Genomic DNA, 18,187 nt, shown 5'->3' with positions numbered 1-18,187 from the left:
AACCAGCATGACCAAGCGTAACTCCGAGCATTAGAGCGCAAACATCCAACCTACGAGACCAAATGGTAAAATTTCGGTTGACGCTTGCGCGTTGACGCGCCCTACTCTGTTGGTGAACAGAAGCGATCTGCTCGCTCTTTGGGCATGTGCCTTGGCAATACGCGCAAGGGCTGCCGCAATACCAAGTACCAAACGGGAGACTACTATGAGCCTTATGAAGACATTCCTCGGCGCGGCTGCGGCCCTTGCCGTTACCTCCGGCGCAGCATTGGCCGATCCGGCGATCATCTTCGACCTTGGTGGCAAGTTCGACAAATCATTCAACGAAGCGGCGTTCAACGGCGCTGAGCGTTGGAAGGCAGAAACAGGCGGATCTTACCGCGATCTCGAATTGCAGTCTGACGCCCAGCGCGAACAAGCGCTCCGCCGTTTTGCCGAAAGCAACTACAACCCGATCGTCATGGCTGGCTTCTCTTGGGGCTCTGCGCTGGGCGCCGTGGCTCCCGATTTTCCCGACACGAATTTCGCGATCATCGACATGGTCGTCGATGGACCAAACGTGCGCTCCATTGTGTTCAACGAACATGAGGGCTCGTTCCTTGTGGGCGTTCTGGCCGCACACGCAGCCGAAGGCGACACCGTGTCCTTTGTTGGCGGCATGGATATCCCCCTCATCTCCAAATTCGCATGTGGCTACGCCCAAGGTGTGAAATACGTCAAACCAGACGCAAACGTGATTGTGAACATGACGGGCACAACACCCGCCGCGTGGAACGATCCCGTAAAAGGTGGCGAGTTGACCAAAGCCCAGATCAGCCAAGGCTCCGAAGTTGTCTTTGCGGCGGCTGGTGGCACCGGTCTCGGTGTTTTGCAAACTGCGGCAGACGAGGGCATTTTGTCCATCGGTGTGGATAGCAACCAAAACTACCTTCAGCCAGGTTCGGTTCTGACCTCCATGATGAAACGCGTCGACAACGCGGTATATGAAAGCTTCACAGCAGGGGATGACCTCGCTGTTGGAACGCTTTCCGTTATGGGTCTGGCCAACGAAGGCGTGAGCTACGCCCTCGACGAGTTCAACGCTGATCTGATCTCCGATGACATGAAAGCGGCTGTCGAAGACGCAAAAGCCAAAATCATCGCGGGCGAAATCATCGTTCACGATTACATGTCCGACGAAACCTGCCCCGCGTACTAAGGGCAGCGCTTAGATGTGTGCACAAAACACAAAGGGGCGGCAGGAGACTGCCGCCCCGACCTCTTCCACACCGCTCGCAATCGAGCTGCGTGGGATCTCAAAGGCGTTCGGCCCAGTTCAGGCCAATAAGGACATCTCCATTTCCGTTGCCAAAGGGACCATTCACGGGATCATTGGCGAAAACGGCGCGGGAAAATCCACGCTCATGTCGATCCTCTACGGCTTTTACAAAGCCGATGCCGGAACGGTTTTGATTGATGGCAAAGAGGTGACAATTGCCGATAGCCAAGCGGCGATTGCCGCAGGAATTGGCATGGTGTTCCAACACTTTAAACTGGTTGAAAATTTTACCGTTCTTGAGAACGTCATTTTGGGTGCCGAAGAGGGTGGATTGCTCCGCCCGTCTCTCGCCAAAGCGCGCAAACTGCTCAAGCAACTCTCGGATGAGTACGAACTGTCCGTCGATCCCGATGCCTTGGTCGAAGATCTCTCTGTGGGCCACCAACAACGGGTCGAGATCCTCAAGGCGCTGTACCGTCAGGCCGATATTTTGATTTTGGACGAGCCAACGGGGGTGTTGACCCCCGCCGAAGCCGATCACCTGTTCCGCATCTTGGATGGATTAAAAGAGCAGGGAAAAACGATCATCCTGATCACTCACAAGCTGCGTGAAATCATGGAAGTGACCGATACGGTGTCCGTGATGCGCCGTGGCGAAATGACCGCCACAGTGAAAACCACCGAAACCTCGCCCGAGCAACTGGCCGAGCTGATGGTTGGGCGCAAGGTGTTGTTGCAGGTTGATAAAAAACCTGCCACGCCCACGCATCCCGTGTTGGAAATCGAAAACCTGCGTGTTGTCGATCAGCAAGGTGTCGAGCGCGTCAAAGGCATCAACCTGACTGTGCGCGCGGGCGAGATTGTCGGCATCGCGGGTGTTGCAGGCAACGGTCAAACCGAGTTGCTCGAAGTGTTGGGTGGCTATCAGGACGGCACGGGCATTGTGCGGATGAACGGTCAGGAGTTGGACCTCACAGGCAAGCATTCCGATGGTCAATCGCGCCGCAAACGCTCCATCGCGCATGTGCCGGAGGACCGCCATGACGAGGGTCTGATCCTCAACTTCCAAGCATGGGAAAATATGGTGTTCGGCTATCACCACGCGCCCGAATACCAAAAGAACCGCTTCTTGATGGATAACGCCAAAATCCGCGAAAAGACCGAAGAGGAAATGGCGAAATTCGATGTGCGCCCCCCAAATCCGCGCCTTGAGGCAAAGAGTTTTTCGGGTGGCAACCAACAAAAGATCGTGCTTGCGCGCGAGATTGATCGTAGCCCCGACCTGTTGCTCGTCGGCCAACCCACACGCGGCGTCGACATCGGCGCGATCGAGTTCATCCACCAGCAAATTGTGGCCCTGCGCGACGAAGGCAAAGCCATTTTGCTCGTCTCGGTCGAGTTAGAGGAAATCCTGTCGCTCTCGGACCGCATCGCGGTGATGTTCGACGGACATATCATGGGTGAGAAATTGCCTTCGGAAACAAACGAGGGTGAGTTGGGCCTGATGATGGCGGGTATGACGGGAGACGATACATAATGCAGAAAATGCCAAAATGGGCCGATGCGATCCTTATCCCCCTGTTTTCCATCATCATCGCGTTTTTCTTTTCCGGTATCGTCATCTGGGCGATCGGAAAGGATCCGGTTGTCGCCATCCAAACCATGGTGAAAGGCGCATTCGGAAGCACAAGCGGATTGGGCTATACGCTCTATTACACCACCAACTTCATCTTTACCGGACTGTCGTTTGCAGTCGCGAGCCACACAAAAATCTTCAACATCGGCGGCGAAGGTCAGGCGATGGTTGGCGGCCTTGGCGTCGCTCTCGTGTGTCTCGCTGTGCCATGGCCCCATTGGACACTTGCCCTGCCGGCGGCGATGGTTGGTGGTGCGGCGTTTGGGGCGGCGTGGGCCTTTATCCCCGCCTATCTTCAGGCCAAACGCGGATCTCACATCGTGATCACCACGATCATGTTCAACTTTATCGCGGCCGCCTTTCTGGGCTATTTGCTCACCAAAGTGCTCAAAAAGCCGGGTGGCATGGCGTCCGAAACCGAAAGCTTTCCCGCAGGTGCGCACCTTCCGACATTTCATGAAATGCTGGCCCCGCTCGGGATCAATTTCAACCAACACGCGCCCGCGAACATCTCGTTCCTTGTCGCGCTTTTATGTGCCTTTTTGTTCTGGCTGTTGATTTGGCGGTCGCGTCTTGGCTATGAAATACGCGCATACGGCAATTCGGAAACCGCCGCAAAATACGCAGGCATCAACCCCACGAAAATCACCGTGGTCGCCATGTTGATCTCGGGCGGGCTTGCGGGTCTGATGTCCATCAACAACGTCATGGGCGAGGCCGAACGCCTGATCGATAACGCCGTTGAGGGCGCAGGGTTTATCGGCATTGCTGTCGCTCTTATGGGACGCAACCACCCCGTTGGAATCGTCCTTGCAGCCCTCCTATTCGGCTTTTTGTACCAAGGCGGCGCAGAACTTTCGATGTGGGAAGCCATTCCGCGCGAACTGGTTATCGTGATCCAAGCCCTCGTGATCATGTTCACCGGTGCGCTAGACAACATGGTGCGCCGACCGCTTGAAAAGCTGTTCCTCATCTTCGGTCGCAAGAAAGAGGGAGCGTGACATGGATTATCTGACACTCATCCAAATTCTCGACTCTACGGTGCGGCTCGCAACACCTTTGCTGCTCACCTGTCTGGCGGGCCTGTTTTCCGAACGCGCGGGTGTTGTCGATATCGGCCTTGAGGGGAAACTCCTCGCCGCTGCCTTTTTGGCGGGTGCCGCGTCCTATGTTACAGGCTCTATCTGGATCGGCCTATTGGCGGGAATTGGCGGCTCACTCGCGTTTTCGATGCTTCACGGCTTAGCCTCCATCACGTTTAAGGGGGATCAGCTGATCTCTGGTGTCGCGCTCAATTTCCTCGCGGCGGGCCTGACGGTTGTTGTGGGCCAATCGTGGTTCCAACTGGGCGGGCGCACGCCGCCCTTGACTGGAAACGGGCGCTTCCAAGAGTGGAACCTGCCGTTCTCCGATCAACTCGCTGATGTGCCGTATCTCGGCCCCCTCTATGACGATCTGATTTCGGGTCACACCGCGCTCACCTATATCGCACTTGCGGCGGTGCCGTTGTCATGGTGGGTTCTGTATCGCACACGCTTTGGTCTACGTCTGCGTGCGGTGGGCGAAAGCCCATCTGCCGTGGATACCGCGGGGGTCTCTGTGGTCAAACTGCGCTTCGCCGCACTCGTGATCGCAGGCATCCTATGCGGTATGGCCGGCACCTATCTGGCCTCCCTCGCCGCAGGGTTTGTCAAAGACATGTCAGCGGGTCGTGGCTATATCGCCCTTGCTGCTCTCATCTTTGCCAAGTGGCGGCCGTGGTATGCGCTATCGGCCACCTTACTATTTGGCCTGTTGGAAGCCCTTGGCAACCGCTATCAATCCATCTCGCTTGGGGACATCACAATTCCGGTGCAGTTCATGCAAGCGCTGCCCTATATCCTGACCGTGATTATCCTCGCGGGCTTTGTCGGCAAGGCTATTCCACCACGCGCAGGCGGTCAGCCCTACGTCAAAGAACGCTGACCACGACGACATCGCACGAACAAAAGCGGGGCTTCGGCTCCGCTTTTGTCGTTAAAGCACCGGCTTGGGTTTGACGCGGGGGCCATTTCATTGCATTCCTGAACAAACGCATGCCGAAAGTACCCCAATGCAGATATTCCTGCCCATCGCCGAGGTCTCCGTGAACGCTTTTGTCCTTTTGGGGCTTGGCGGTCTGGTCGGAATTTTATCTGGGATGTTCGGCGTTGGTGGCGGCTTTCTCATCACGCCTTTGTTGTTTTTTGTAGGCATTCCGCCCGCCGTAGCGGTGGCCACCTCCGCCAATCAAATCGTCGCCTCCTCCGTCTCTGCTGTTCTTGCGCATCTCAAACGCAAGACTGTCGACCTGAGAATGGGGATGGTTCTATTGATTGGCGGTCTGGTCGGCTCCGCCATTGGCATGCAAATTTTCAACATTCTCAAGGCGATGGGCCAAGTCGATTTGCTTGTCACTCTTTGCTACGTTGTGTTTTTGGGCATCATTGGCGCGCTCATGTTGGTGGAATCCGTGCGTGCGCTCAACCGTGCAAAGGGCCGCCCGACAGCGCGCAAAGAGCGCACCAAACATACGTGGGTACACAACCTACCGCTCAAAATGAAGTTCCGCACCTCTGGCCTCTACATCTCGATCATCCCCCCGCTGGGCGTTGGTATCTTGGTCGGAATGCTCGCCGCGATCATGGGGGTCGGCGGCGGCTTTATCATGGTGCCCGCAATGATTTATCTCATCGGGATGCCAACCAAAGTCGTCATTGGCACCTCTCTATTCCAGATCATTTTTGTGACTGCCTTCACCACAATGCTCCACGCCGTCACCAACCAGACGGTTGATATCATGCTCGCCATGCTCTTGCTCGTCGGCGGGGTGGTCGGTGCACAATTTGGCACCCAAATCGGCTTACGCCTCAAAGCCGAGCAATTGCGCATCCTCTTGGCGCTTTTGGTGCTTGCTGTCTGCTTGAAACTTGGGATTGATCTGCTGATCACACCCACAGAACTTTTCTCACTGGGGCAATGATATGATGCGCTTTGCCCCCCTCGTTTTCCTCATATCGCTTTTGGCGCCATATGCCGCACACGCCGAGCAGGTTGTGGCGGCCTTGAGCCAAAACCGGATCTCGATCACCGCAAATTTTGATGGCTCCGAAATCTTGATTTATGGCGCGGTCAAGCGCGATACTCCCACACCCGATGATGGTCCTCTTGATGTCATCATTACGGTGGCGGGGCCGCAAAAGGTCGAAACCATTCGCCGCAAAGACCGCCGTTTGGGCATTTGGATCAACGTTGAGAATACGATCATGGGGCACGCCCCTACCTTTTACGAGGTGGCCTCGACACGTGCCCTAAATGACACGCTCACGCCCCTCACCGATAGCCTTTGGAAAATTACGCCAGACGCGCAAATTTTGCCGGCCATGCGCGGCGCTCCGGCGCGCGATGCGCTTTTGCGCCTGCGGACAGCTGATGAACTTTACCGTGTGCGCGAAAACGACGTGGAGATCACCCAAGACACTTTGTTTTCCACGTCCGTTACACTTCCGTCGAACCTCGTTGAGGGCGGATACACAACCCGTATCTTACTGCTGCGCGAAGGCAGAGTGATCGATAGCTATACCACCTCGATCAATGTCCAAAAGGTTGGCATTGAACGCTGGCTGTACCGCCTCGCTCAGGACAATGCTTTTCTCTACGGCCTACTCGCGCTTTTGATTGCAGGGCTATCGGGCTGGTTGGCATCGGCAGGGTTCCGCCTCCTCAAACGCTAGGCGTTACAACCCGTTGTAATCCTGAAGCTCAAGCGCAAAACCAGCCGCCTGTTTTTGCGTCAGATCGGCCACATCCAACGGTACTGTCGGCTTTGACAGACGCGCACGCGTCACCCAAAACAGACGTTTTTCAGCCCGCGTAATCGCAACATAGGCCAAGCGCTTCCATAGCGGTATACCCGCTTCCATGCGTCCCGCGCGCGCCGCCGCATAAAGATCAGGTGCGAACACCTGCACATTTTCCCATTGCGACCCTTGTGCCTTGTGAATGGTCACAGCGGCACCGTGCAAAAATGTCGCCCCCATACGGGCGGCAAACGGAATGAATGGCTCCTCCTCATCAGGGAATTCAATCTTTACAATCGAGGCCGCCGAGATATTCGGATCTTCTGCGCCCATCACGTGTAATCGTGAAAATCCCGGCTTTCGACCTGGTCCCAGATAAACCACTTGCGCCCCTTTGATAAGGCCACGCGCCTCCAAATCCAGTCGCTTTTTGCGGTGCTTGGCCGGCAATTCAATCCCGTCACAAATCAGCGGCTCACCAGGCAAAAGCGCATCAGCAGGTGCATCAAACACACCACGAAACGCCTGTATCAGACGGATACGCGTTGCGTTGCGCCACACCAAAGTCGGTGAACGCGCCATGAGATCGCTTTCCACGCGCTGTGCATATATGACCCTGTCGTCCGCTTTGGCCGCGTCTTCGATCATACGCTCGAATTGATCAAAGCTCAGGTTCGGATCGGCCAGTGCGTGCGCAAGATCCAAAATCGGGCTATCGCTTTCCTGACGGTGGATGCGCGACAACACATTGGTTTTGTTCTCTGGAAGGCGCTCGAACATCATCTCACCCGCCTGATTGACGGGGGCGAGCTGTGCGGGATCTCCGAACAGAACGAGGGTCGGAAAAATCTCCTGCAAATCCTCGAATTGCTTTTTATCTAGCATCGACGACTCGTCGATAAACCCGATATCGAGCGGGTCATCACGTCTCTTCCAACCCGTAATGAAATCCGATCCACGCAGTCCCGCCGCGGCGAGTGCACCCGGAATGGATTTGTTTTTTTGGTAGAACGCGTAAGCGCGGTCAAGCGCCTCTTCGCTCAAACCATCGACATCAACAGGTCGCTCCCCCTGCCCCGCAAGCCATTCGGCCAGCTTTTCATATTCAGGGTCGTAGACGGGCGTATACAGAATTCTGTGGATCGTCGTCGCAGGGACACCGCGATTTCGAAGTACCGATGCCGCCTTGTTCGTTGGCGCGAGAATGGCAAGCGTGCGGCGTTCCTTGCGTTTGCGCCCCTCCCAATCTCCAGACACAATATCGACGCCCGCGTCCTCAAGCGCCTTGTAGAGCTGCGCGAGAAGGAGCGTTTTACCTGATCCCGCCTTGCCAATAACCGCGCGCACAGAGCGGCGCTCGTCGACACGCGGCACCACGATGCCATTTTCCAAATCAACCCCCGCACCTTTCAACAAGGCGCTTACGGCATCATAGGCTTCGGCTTGATCTTCGGAATAAATGACGAGGTTTTGAGACATGCGGCGATCCTATAGGGCCGCCGCATCAGGTGCCAGTCACGAAGCGCGCGAATTACGCGATTGCACGCTCGTCGAGATAGGGGCGCGCATGTTCAAAGGCGGCGCGAAACCACATCTTGGACATCGCGCGATTGATACCCGCCTTCTCTAACGTTGGGCCAAACGCATCTGCATGCATCTCCCAAAGGCCCACACCGATGTCTTCGCCATCATGTGACGCACGGCCAATGACCTCAGGGGACAGGCCCATCAACCGGTAAATGCGCTCCATGCGCGGGTCAAACACGCCAACAAAGTGTTCGAGTTTGAACTCGTCCATCAACTCGCCCGCGGCAACCGTGAGTGCGGCCGCAACGCGACGATCCGCTTTGGGAGCGAGGCAAAACCGTGTGCATTCCCAAATCAGCGGAGACACAATTTTCACACCATCCGTCAGGTGACTAAAATGGTCGTTGACCATGGTGTCGCCTGTTGTTGGTAAAAACCGCATCGACCCTCCATGCGTTCCATCAGCTTTTTGCCAGATGACGTACAGCGGGTTCATATCGTCGTATTCATCGCGCTCTTCACCGCGCTCGTTTACGGATACGGCCCAACCCAACCGGCGTTTGAATTGGTCCGCACGGTCACGAAACATCGTGTCACGCATGAGCGGGAAAAAATGCAGATCATCGGCATAAATATAGTGCAGCATCATAGACTCCTGTCAGATATCGCTCTCGGTCAGACACACATTATTGTCGCTGACGGGTATGAGCAGACTCTTAAGTTTCTATTTTAGATTGAGTCGCGCAAGCTTGATGCAACCGTGAGAGTATTAATATCGACTATATGATAATTACGCCTATCGAAAGTGCGCGCGCCACGGCATGCGTGGTATTCATTGCACCCAATTTGTGCCGTGCCGCTTCGATATAAACACGCAGGGTATGCTCGGAGATTCCCATTTGTAGCGCGGTCTGTGCCCGACTTAGGCCTTTCGCAAGACATGTAAGGGCTTCAACTTCGCGCGGCGACAAAGGCTGAGAGATCGCAGAGGCCCCTACACTTTCGAAGTCCAATGCCTTTTTGTTGAACTCATGTGCACAAATAACGAGGGCGCGCTCCGTCGATTGAATGAACTTTTCCCATTGCGCGTCAGTCGCGTCGTCATTCAACGTAAACAATGCAAACTGGCCATTCGGACCACGCACCGGCACCGAAAACCCCTGACTGCCCACACCATATTCTAGGGCGTCTAGGAAAAAGGTGCGCGCGGACCGCGACGACCAATCCAGCTGCTTCCAGTTCACGGGCGTGAACCGCTGAAAACAACCGAACAACACTGGATCAAGGCGAAGATAGTCCTTCGCAAGATACCGATCGACCCACTCAGACGAATATGTTCCGACCCCAAACCGTTCTCCGGCGCTATTTACCCAGTGGTAAACAACATGCTTGATCCCAAGGATATCGCGTAAATGTTCAGACTCCAATTGAAGCTGCTGAAATGTTTCAACATGCTGGATGTGTTCCAGAAATTTTTCCAGCGCCGCTGTCATCGAGATCCATCAGTTCTTTTTGCCACCGCGTGCGGCCCACCTGTAGGTCCGCAGCCGCCAAGAGGCACGCATCTGTCAGTATATCCGCAGTTGCGTGCATACCTTTCTTTTCTACGAAAACTCGTAGGTCCGCTAGAACGTCCAGAATCCAATCATCGTTCATCGAAGATCTCTCACCTCAACATTGTGATAGTACCCTCTTTTTACCATGTGACTGGAACCAAACGATATTCACGTGTTTACCATCCCCATAAGTAGTGAGGCACAAAAACTTAAGTGTAATTTAATACTACATATGAATAATTATCACACTTAAGTCGCGATTTAAATAAAATTTTATCTACCTTCAATGTGCATTTTAATCGACCGCAATCGAATCAAAATTGCCGCCCCCATGACTGGAGGCGGCAGCTAAAACTTGGTTGTTCAGGATGATCGCGCTACGCGGTCAACACATCCGAAAGCGTTTTCAAACCTGCTTTCGGCGACTGCACCAGCACAGCCATATTCCCGGGCTTATGTTGGTTGCGCAGCATTTTGATGTGCGCATCGGGAATTTCAGCCCATGGGAAAACCTCGGACATACACGGATCAATCCGCTTTTCGATCATCAACCGGTTGGCCGATGCCGCCTGTTTAAGGTGTGCGAAATGCGACCCCTGAAGGCGCTTTTGATGCATCCACATATAGCGCACGTCAAAGGTACAATTAAAACCGGAGGTGCCTGCGCAGATCACAACCATACCACCCTTTTTACACACAAGCGTCGAGACGGGGAATGTTGCCTCACCGGGATGCTCGAACACGATATCAACGTTGTTGCCTTTGCCCGTGATCGCCCAGATCGCCGCGCCAAATTTGCGCGCCTCTTTGAACCATGCGTTATATTCGGGTGTATTCACCGTTGGAAGCTGCCCCCAACAGTCAAAGTCTTTGCGGTTGATCACGCCCTTTGCGCCAAGTCCCATGACGAAATCGCGTTTGTCCTCGCCTGAAATCACACCAATTGCATTTGCCCCTGCGGCCACAGCCAACTGGATCGCAAACGAGCCAAGCCCACCAGACGCGCCCCAAACCAGAACGTTCTGACCGGGTTTCAACTCATGAGGATGATGCCCGAACAACATGCGGTAGGCGGTTGCGAGTGTAAGCGTATAGCACGCGCTTTCCTCCCACGTCAGATGCTGCGGTCGCGGCAAAAGCTGTTGTGCTTGCACGCGTGTAAACTGCGCGAATGAGCCGTCAGGCGTCTCATATCCCCAAATCCGTTGGGATGTTGAGAACATCGGATCGCCGCCGTTGCATTCCTCGTCGTCACCGTCATCTTGGTTGCAATGAATGACAACCTCGTCGCCCACCTTCCAGTTTTTCACACGGTCCCCAACAGCCCAAACAATACCAGAGGCATCGGAACCAGCGATGTGGTAGTCTGCGCCATGACTGTCGAACGGGGAAATCGGCACTCCAAGACCCGCCCAAATGCCGTTATAGTTAACACCTGCGGCCATCACGAGAACGAGCACTTCGTGACTATCAAGCTTGGGCGTCTCAACCACTTCTTGGACAAACGATTTATCAGGCTCGCCATGACGCTCGCGGCGGATCGCCCATGCATACATTTGTGCGGGGACATGGCCCATTGGTGGGATTTCACCGACTTCGTAAAGATCTTTTTTTTCGGCCGTATACATCGGCTGACTGGTATCGAGCGCCATGGGTTGCCCTCCTTGTTAAATGTCGGGGATTGTCCAATTCGGCCGCACCCAGTTTTGTGCCGCAATGCAGAATCGCGGGTTCTCCCCGATAGAATTAGAAACAGCAAAGTAACTTTGCAACTAAATTTTGTCTATTTTTGTAATTTTATAACCGAGCGGACGCAGAAACTTGGCTCGTCACACAGAAAACAAAGCTGATTTTACCCCAATAGCGGCATTATCTCCCCACCATACTTGGGAAAACCGCCCCTGCCGCATTGCGGCGAATTGACAATGGCATATTATTCCGCCCATAAAAGCATCAGCGAAATATTATTACCTTATGAAATTATGAGGCCGCCATGACCGATACGACAAACGCCCGCTCCGACGCGCCCGATGCCGCCCCCAAGGTTGATCGCCCATGGTTATTTCGCACCTATGCGGGCCACTCTACAGCAACGGCATCCAACGAACTCTACCGTGGCAATCTCGCCAAGGGTCAAACAGGTCTCTCGGTCGCGTTCGATCTGCCCACACAAACGGGCTATGATAGCGATCATGAGCTGGCAAAAGGCGAAGTCGGCAAAGTCGGCGTTCCAATCTCGCACTTGGGCGACATGCGGGCTCTGTTCGACAATATCCCCCTTGAACAAATGAACACATCAATGACGATCAACGCGACCGCGCCGTGGTTGCTTGCGCTCTACATTGCCGTGGCCGAGGAACAAGGCGCGGACGTCACCGCCCTACAAGGCACCGTTCAAAACGACATCATCAAGGAATACCTGTCGCGCGGCACCTATGTCTGCCCGCCCCGCCCATCCTTGCGTATGATAACGGACGTAGCCGCCTACACCCGCGAACACCTTCCCAAATGGAACCCGATGAATGTGTGTTCCTACCACCTGCAAGAGGCGGGTGCGACACCCGAACAAGAACTGGCATTCGCATTGGCTACCGCCATCGCCGTGCTTGATGATCTCAAAGAAAAAGTCCCGACCGAAGCCTTTCCCGCCATGGTTGGCCGTATCTCGTTCTTTGTGAATGCGGGCATCCGGTTTGTAACCGAGATGTGCAAAATGCGCGCCTTTGTCGAGTTGTGGGATGAAATCACCCGCGAGCGCTATGGCGTCGAAGAGGCCAAATTCCGCCGCTTTCGCTACGGGGTTCAGGTCAACTCTCTCGGCCTCACCGAACAGCAGCCCGAAAATAACGTGTACCGCATCTTGATCGAAATGCTCGCCGTTACCCTGTCCAAAAACGCCCGCGCGCGCGCCGTGCAATTGCCCGCATGGAACGAGGCGCTTGGCCTGCCGCGTCCCTTTGATCAACAATGGTCGCTGCGGATGCAACAAATCCTCGCGTATGAAACCGACCTGCTCGAATACGACGACCTGTTCGACCAAAACCCCGCCGTGGACCGCAAAGTCGCAGCTCTAAAGAAGGGCGCATTGGATGAGCTGAAAACCCTCGACGGCATGGGCGGCGCCATTGAGGCGATCGAATACATGAAATCGCGCCTCGTTGAGGCCAACGCCGAACGCATCACCAAAATCGAAGGCGGCGAAACCGTTGTTGTGGGCGTCAACCGCTGGACCGTGGGCGAACCCTCCCCCCTCACGGCAGGCGATGGCTCGATCATGAAATCCGACCCTGCCGCAGAGGCCGACCAAATTCACCGCCTTGAGGCATGGCGCGCCCATCGCAACGAGGCCGCCGTTCAAACTGCCCTCGCCAATTTACGTGCTGCTTGCACATCCAACGAAAACGTCATGCCCGCCTCCATTGCCGCCGCCAAAGCGGGGGCCACAACGGGCGAATGGGGCGATGTGGTACGCGCGGTCTTTGGCCAATATCGCGGCCCCACGGGCGTGTCCTCGAACCCGTCGAACCGCACCGAAGGCCTTGAGGATATCCGCGCCGAGGTCGACCGCGTCACCGCCGCGCTTGGCCGCAAGCCCAAATTCCTTGTCGGCAAACCTGGCCTTGACGGTCACTCCAACGGGGCGGAACAAATCGCCGCCCGCGCCCGTGATGTCGGCATGGATATCGAGTACGAGGGTATCCGCCTCACCCCGTCCGAAATCGTCGAGGCCGCCGTACGTGACGGCGCGGATGTGGTCGGATTGTCGATCCTGTCAGGCTCCCACCTCCCATTAATTTCGGAATTGATGGACCGCATGCGTGACGCGGGACTGGGTGAAACCCCTGTCGTCGTCGGCGGCATTATCCCCGACGAGGACGCCAAATCGTTGCTCGCCATGGGCGTGGCGCGCGTCTACACCCCCAAGGATTTCGAACTCAACCGCATCATGTTCGACATCGTGGCCCTCATCGACCCCGCCACGCAGACACCCGCACCGTAGTCACGCCCGCGCACCGTTATTGCGCGTCCAATGTTGCGAGTGTCTCGACCAATTCGTCATATGTATAGCTGTCTTGAACCAGTCCCATGTCGCCCACAACGAACGCGGGATCCGAGGCGACACAGCCAAGCCCGCAAACCTGTGCGGCAACCATGTCTTGGGTGTCGATATACCAAAGCCGCCCACCGGGTGTGGCGACCCAACCGTCGATCCCTTCGGCCTCGTCCCCCTCCATGTCCTCGCCTGACGGCACCTCATTATAGTAGTCAGGCGAATAGGCCCCGTGGGTGTGATAGGACGCAAGGATTCTCTCCAACTCTTTGGGATCATTCGGCACACAGCTTCCCGCGCGTCCTTTCTTGGGTTTGGAGGCCGCGAGCGCGCCATCTGCGTCAAACCCGATATAGCCGCAATATTCGCGGTTCTTATCAATCGACAGAGGCTGCAACTGCGTAAAGAGCGCTTTGACAAAGGTAAGTTCAGCACTCTCTTGCGCCGCCACCTGCATGGGCAAAATCGCAAACCCCAATAACGCCAACGTCAATCTATACATTCCATGCTCCCTCTGGCTTACTAAAACCTAACACATCCAACCGTAGGAGCCACCCGAATGCCAACGCCACACATTTCCGCCGCCAAGGGCGACATTGCCGAAACCGTCCTGTTACCGGGTGATCCCTACCGCGCAAAATGGGCCGCCGAGACCTTTCTCGACAATCCGCGCCTGATCAACGAAGTGCGCGGAATGCTCGGCTTTACTGGCACCTATAAAGGCAACCCCGTGACCATCCACGGATCGGGCATGGGCATGCCCAGCCTATCCATTTACGCCAACGAATTGATCACCGAATACGGCGCAAAAACGCTGATCCGTATCGGGTCGTGTGGCGGCATGCAAACCGCGATCAATGTGCGTGACGTCATCATCGCCATGACCGCCACCACGCTATCGACGCCCTCGCGCGGCATCATGAAAGAGCTGAACTTCGCGCCTTGCGCTGACTACGGATTGCTTGAAAAAGCGGTCGCGGCCGCCCGCGCCAAAGGCACACCAACACATGTCGGCGGCATCTATTCCTCTGATGTCTTCTACGATGAGCGCCCCGACCTCACCGAGCAAATGACCCGCCACGGCATCATGGGCGTTGAGATGGAAGCCGCCGAGCTTTATATTCTCTCCGCTCGCCACGGTTGTCGCGCACTGGCCGTCCTCACCGTCTCGGACCACTTGTTGACGGGTGAGGCGTTGCCATCACAGGACCGCGAAAAATCATTTGGCGATATGGTCGAAATCGCACTTGAGGCGGCATTCTGATGACGCTCCCCAAACGCAAAATCGGCACACGTCATGTCACTGCCATCGGGTTCGGCGCCATGTCCTTTGCGGGCTTTTTCGGCCCCGCGGACGATGACGTCTCAATGCAAACCATGTCTGATCTGATCGACACGGGCATCGACTTTTGGGACACCGCCAACATTTACGGTATGGGCCGCTCGGAAAGCCTGATCGGACAGTTTTTCGCGGCCAATCCGCACGCGAGTAAGGATGTGTTTCTCGCCACCAAAGCGGGCATTATCCCAGCCCCCCCACGCGCCTTTAACAACTCCGAGGATTATTTGCGCGCCGAATTAGACGCCTCGCTCAAACGCCTGAACCGCAATCACGTCGAGCTGTACTACATTCACCGCCGCGATCAAAACACGCCGATCGAGACGCTTGCTGAGACGATGGGGAAACTGATTGACGAGGGTCTCATCGGTGGTTGGGGCCTCTCCGAAGTGTCGCCCACGACGATCCGCCGCGCCCACGCCGTCACGCCCGTCATGGCGGTGCAAAACGAATATTCCCTGTGGACCCGCCAACCTGAATTGGGTGTCCTGCGCACCTGCGCCGAACTGGGCATAACCTTTGTGCCGTTTTCGCCGTTGGCGCGGGGCATTCTATCGGATGTGGACCTCACCCCCGCCACGTTCGAGGCGCATGATTTCCGCAAACACAATCCACGTTTCATTGCGCCGAATTTCGACGATAACATGATCCATATCCGCGCTTTTCGCACTCTTGCGGCGTCATGGGGCATGACGGCGGCGGGACTTGCCATGGCGTGGGTCTTGGCACGTGGCGATCATTTGATCCCGATCCCGGGAACCCGCACAGGGGCGCATATGCGCGACTGGCTCCCTGCGATGACAACCGCGCTTACACCTGCACAATTGGCACAGATCGACGCCACTTTGCCCGCAGGCTGGGCTTTTGGGGATCGCTATTCCGACGAACAACGCCCCGGCGTTGAGTATTTCGCCTAAAGACACAGGACCAAGAAAAAGCCCCGCCAAATCGGCGGGGCTTTTATCTAGCAGTGCCTGCACAGCGCCTAGTGCGCGCGCTCTAACATCATGGATTTAATGGACGCAATCGCCTTGGCCGGGTTCAAACCCTTAGGACAGGTTTTCGCACAGTTCATAATCGTGTGGCAGCGATACAATTTGAACGGATCATCCAGCGCGTCAAGGCGCTCACCCGTTGCCTCATCGCGGCTATCAACAAGCCAACGATAGGCGTGTAGCAACGCCGCTGGCCCGAGATATTTGTCGCCATTCCACCAGTAGGACGGACAAGATGTCGAGCACGATGCACACATCACGCACTCATACAAACCATCGAGTTTCTTGCGATCCTCGATCGACTGACGCCACTCTTTTGCGGGGCGGTTCGTCTTGGTTTCGAGCCACGGCATGATCGACGCGTGTTGTGCATAGAAATGCGTGAGATCAGGAATGAGGTCTTTGATCACAGACATGTGCGGCAACGGATAGATTTTCACATCCGCCTTGATCTCGTCCAACCCGTAGATACAGGCGAGCGTATTGATCCCGTCGATGTTCATTGCACAAGATCCACAAATCCCCTCACGGCATGAGCGGCGGAAGGTTAGCGTTGGATCAATCTCGTTCTTGATCTTGATCAGCGCATCCAGAACCATCGGGCCACATTTATCCATGTCGACGAAATACGTGTCCACGGAGGGGTTCTTTTCCTCGTCAGGATTGTAGCGATAGATCTGAAACTTGCGCACATTGGTCGCGCCCTCGGGCTTCGGCCATGTTTTGCCCGTTACAATCTTAGAGTTCTTGGGGAGTGTGAGTTGGACCATGTCGTTCCCTCCTTACGCGCAACTATGCGCGGTGCCCATTGGGGCACAATTGTTCGAAGTCATAGCACCCGAAAGGTGCAAAACTTGTGTGAGACATAAAATCAAGGGACATGAAGTCAATATCCCTTAACGCAGTAGCCCGAGCCGCCAACAAAGACGGAGGAACCACAATTATAGGTGAAATCACCGCTATATCCACTTGCCAGCTCCGGCGCGTAATCGTCGCGCGAGGGCGTGGCAGACGCAATCGGTGCGCCCTGTGCAATACAGGTGTTTATTGATCCCGCTTGTTTTTGCGTCACGTTTTTCCCCGCCAATACGGTGAAACTCGCGCCTTTCGCTGCGGGTGGGAGCATCTCGTAGCTATTGATCACTCCGGCCGCTTCGACACAGGCTTGCATCGCCTTTTCGCTACCTGGGGTTTGTGACTGAACCCGCGTGCCGCTCGAGGCGACTGGCGCTGTGTTGTAGGATTGAACATCCGACACAGCAACGCGTGGCCCTTGCGCGAACTGAACGATCTCAGTGCAACCCGCCAGAGCGGTCACTGAGATCAAAACAGACACAAAGGCCGCGCGATGCATCAGAACGTCCTCGCTTTGGGTGCGATGGTTTTCTCGCTGATGCCGCCTTCTTTTTCCGTGGTGAGACCTGTTTTGATCACATCGCGGTAGGACAGTTCAACCTTGGTCCCGTCAACGCGCGACACGGTGTGAACGCGCCACTTCTTGTCGTCGCGATCAGGGTAATCCTCGTGTGCGTGGGCCCCACGAGATTCCTTGCGGGCCTCCGCGCCGTGGATTGTGGCCAAGGCGTTTGGCATCAGGTTGGCAAGCTCAAGCGTTTCCATCAGATCGGAGTTCCAAACGAGCGACCGGTCAGTGACCTGCAAGTCTGCCATTTTGGCGGCCACGGAGGTCATCTTTTCAACGCCCTCTTTAAGCGACTTATCCGTGCGGAAAACAGCCGCATCCGACTGCATTGTTTTTTGCATCTCAAGACGCAGTTCCGCAGTTGGAACAGCGCCCTTTGCATGACGCAGACCGTCAAAGCGATCAAATGCCGCGTCCACAGAGGCTTGGTTCAACTCCGGTGTCGGCTTGCTCGGATCAACGATTTGACCCGCCCGAATAGCCGCAGCACGGCCAAAGACCACAAGGTCAATCAGCGAGTTGGACCCCAAACGGTTTGCCCCGTGCACAGAGGCACAGCCCGCCTCACCCACAGCCATCAGACC

Annotated in this window: 17 protein-coding genes and 1 pseudogene; 9 read left to right on the top strand and 9 right to left on the bottom strand. The window is 55.7% G+C overall.

Going from position 1 to position 18,187, the window contains the following annotated elements; genetic code table 11:
* Positions 1 to 205: 205 nt before the first annotated feature.
* From ACTG34_RS05525 to ACTG34_RS05500, 6 genes are all read left to right on the top strand, one after another.
* A complete protein-coding gene (locus ACTG34_RS05525; RefSeq protein ID WP_062220326.1) occupies positions 206 to 1,198 on the top strand; it encodes a BMP family lipoprotein in 993 nt (330 codons plus the stop codon).
* A gap of 13 nt (positions 1,199 to 1,211) precedes the next feature.
* Positions 1,212 to 2,795, top strand: a complete 1,584-nt coding sequence (locus ACTG34_RS05520; RefSeq protein WP_439103988.1) for an ABC transporter ATP-binding protein — start codon at positions 1,212 to 1,214, stop codon at positions 2,793 to 2,795.
* Entirely contained in the window at positions 2,795 to 3,895 is a 1,101-nt protein-coding gene (locus ACTG34_RS05515) for an ABC transporter permease (protein WP_439103987.1), read from the top strand. The genes ACTG34_RS05520 and ACTG34_RS05515 overlap by 1 nt, the downstream gene beginning before the upstream one ends.
* Position 3,896: 1 nt before the next feature.
* Complete coding sequence (locus ACTG34_RS05510) at positions 3,897 to 4,859, top strand: ABC transporter permease (RefSeq protein ID WP_439103986.1); 963 nt, start codon at positions 3,897 to 3,899, stop codon at positions 4,857 to 4,859.
* 127 nt (positions 4,860 to 4,986) lie between these two features.
* Entirely contained in the window at positions 4,987 to 5,895 is a 909-nt protein-coding gene (locus ACTG34_RS05505) for a sulfite exporter TauE/SafE family protein (protein WP_439103985.1), read from the top strand.
* 1 nt (position 5,896) lies between these two features.
* Entirely contained in the window at positions 5,897 to 6,646 is a 750-nt protein-coding gene (locus tag ACTG34_RS05500) for a TIGR02186 family protein (protein ID WP_439103984.1), read from the top strand.
* Between the two features lie 3 nt (positions 6,647 to 6,649).
* Here ACTG34_RS05500 and ACTG34_RS05495 read toward each other — a convergent pair whose 3' ends face one another.
* The 5 genes from ACTG34_RS05495 to ccrA all read right to left on the bottom strand — a co-directional run bounded on the left by ACTG34_RS05495 (position 6,650) and on the right by ccrA (position 11,447).
* Positions 6,650 to 8,191: an ATP-dependent DNA helicase gene (locus ACTG34_RS05495; protein ID WP_439103983.1), complete on the bottom strand. Its 1,542-nt coding sequence runs from the start codon at positions 8,189 to 8,191 to the stop codon at positions 6,650 to 6,652.
* Between the two features lie 52 nt (positions 8,192 to 8,243).
* Entirely contained in the window at positions 8,244 to 8,885 is a 642-nt protein-coding gene (locus tag ACTG34_RS05490) for an acyl-homoserine-lactone synthase (RefSeq protein ID WP_439103982.1), read from the bottom strand.
* 133 nt (positions 8,886 to 9,018) lie between these two features.
* The gene (locus tag ACTG34_RS05485) at positions 9,019 to 9,732 is read right to left on the bottom strand and encodes a helix-turn-helix transcriptional regulator (RefSeq protein WP_439103981.1); all 714 of its coding nucleotides are present in this window, start codon (positions 9,730 to 9,732) and stop codon (positions 9,019 to 9,021) included.
* On the bottom strand, positions 9,686 to 9,895 hold the full coding sequence (locus tag ACTG34_RS05480; protein WP_439103980.1) for a hypothetical protein: 210 nt from the start codon (positions 9,893 to 9,895) through the stop codon (positions 9,686 to 9,688). Before ACTG34_RS05480 ends, ACTG34_RS05485 begins: the two co-directional genes overlap by 47 nt.
* 277 nt (positions 9,896 to 10,172) lie before the next feature.
* Complete coding sequence (gene ccrA, locus ACTG34_RS05475; RefSeq protein ID WP_062220345.1) at positions 10,173 to 11,447, bottom strand: crotonyl-CoA carboxylase/reductase; 1,275 nt, start codon at positions 11,445 to 11,447, stop codon at positions 10,173 to 10,175.
* 341 nt (positions 11,448 to 11,788) lie between these two features.
* On the opposite strand from ccrA, the gene ACTG34_RS05470 reads away from it, so the two are divergent.
* Positions 11,789 to 13,795, top strand: a complete 2,007-nt coding sequence (locus tag ACTG34_RS05470; RefSeq protein WP_439103979.1) for a methylmalonyl-CoA mutase family protein — start codon at positions 11,789 to 11,791, stop codon at positions 13,793 to 13,795.
* 16 nt (positions 13,796 to 13,811) lie between these two features.
* Here ACTG34_RS05470 and ACTG34_RS05465 read toward each other — a convergent pair whose 3' ends face one another.
* Entirely contained in the window at positions 13,812 to 14,348 is a 537-nt protein-coding gene (locus tag ACTG34_RS05465) for a DUF4329 domain-containing protein (protein WP_439103978.1), read from the bottom strand.
* 57 nt (positions 14,349 to 14,405) lie between these two features.
* Between ACTG34_RS05465 and deoD the strand changes: the two genes are divergently transcribed.
* Together deoD and ACTG34_RS05455 are read left to right on the top strand one after the other, a co-directional pair.
* Positions 14,406 to 15,110, top strand: coding sequence for a purine-nucleoside phosphorylase (gene deoD / locus ACTG34_RS05460; RefSeq protein ID WP_439103977.1), 705 nt, complete (start codon positions 14,406 to 14,408; stop codon positions 15,108 to 15,110).
* Positions 15,110 to 16,102 (top strand): aldo/keto reductase, encoded by a 993-nt coding sequence (locus tag ACTG34_RS05455; protein WP_439103976.1) that lies wholly within the window; start codon positions 15,110 to 15,112, stop codon positions 16,100 to 16,102. Before deoD ends, ACTG34_RS05455 begins: the two co-directional genes overlap by 1 nt.
* A 68-nt stretch (positions 16,103 to 16,170) precedes the next feature.
* Here the strand turns inward: ACTG34_RS05455 and ACTG34_RS05450 are convergent, their stop codons facing one another.
* From ACTG34_RS05450 to ACTG34_RS05440, 3 genes and pseudogenes are all read right to left on the bottom strand, one after another.
* Positions 16,171 to 16,950, bottom strand: a complete 780-nt coding sequence (locus ACTG34_RS05450; protein ID WP_062220355.1) for a succinate dehydrogenase iron-sulfur subunit — start codon at positions 16,948 to 16,950, stop codon at positions 16,171 to 16,173.
* Between the two features lie 116 nt (positions 16,951 to 17,066).
* Positions 17,067 to 17,534, bottom strand: coding sequence for a hypothetical protein (locus ACTG34_RS05445; protein ID WP_439103975.1), 468 nt, complete (start codon positions 17,532 to 17,534; stop codon positions 17,067 to 17,069).
* Positions 17,534 to 18,187: pseudogene (locus tag ACTG34_RS05440) on the bottom strand (succinate dehydrogenase/fumarate reductase flavoprotein subunit); the annotation flags it as partial. The gene ACTG34_RS05445 and the pseudogene ACTG34_RS05440, both read right to left, overlap by 1 nt.

Source organism: Celeribacter marinus, assembly GCF_965656515.1.
GTDB lineage: Bacteria > Pseudomonadota > Alphaproteobacteria > Rhodobacterales > Rhodobacteraceae > Celeribacter > Celeribacter marinus_D.
Note: the sequence above shows the minus strand (reverse complement) of the source record. Positions and strands in the feature narration are given on the sequence as shown.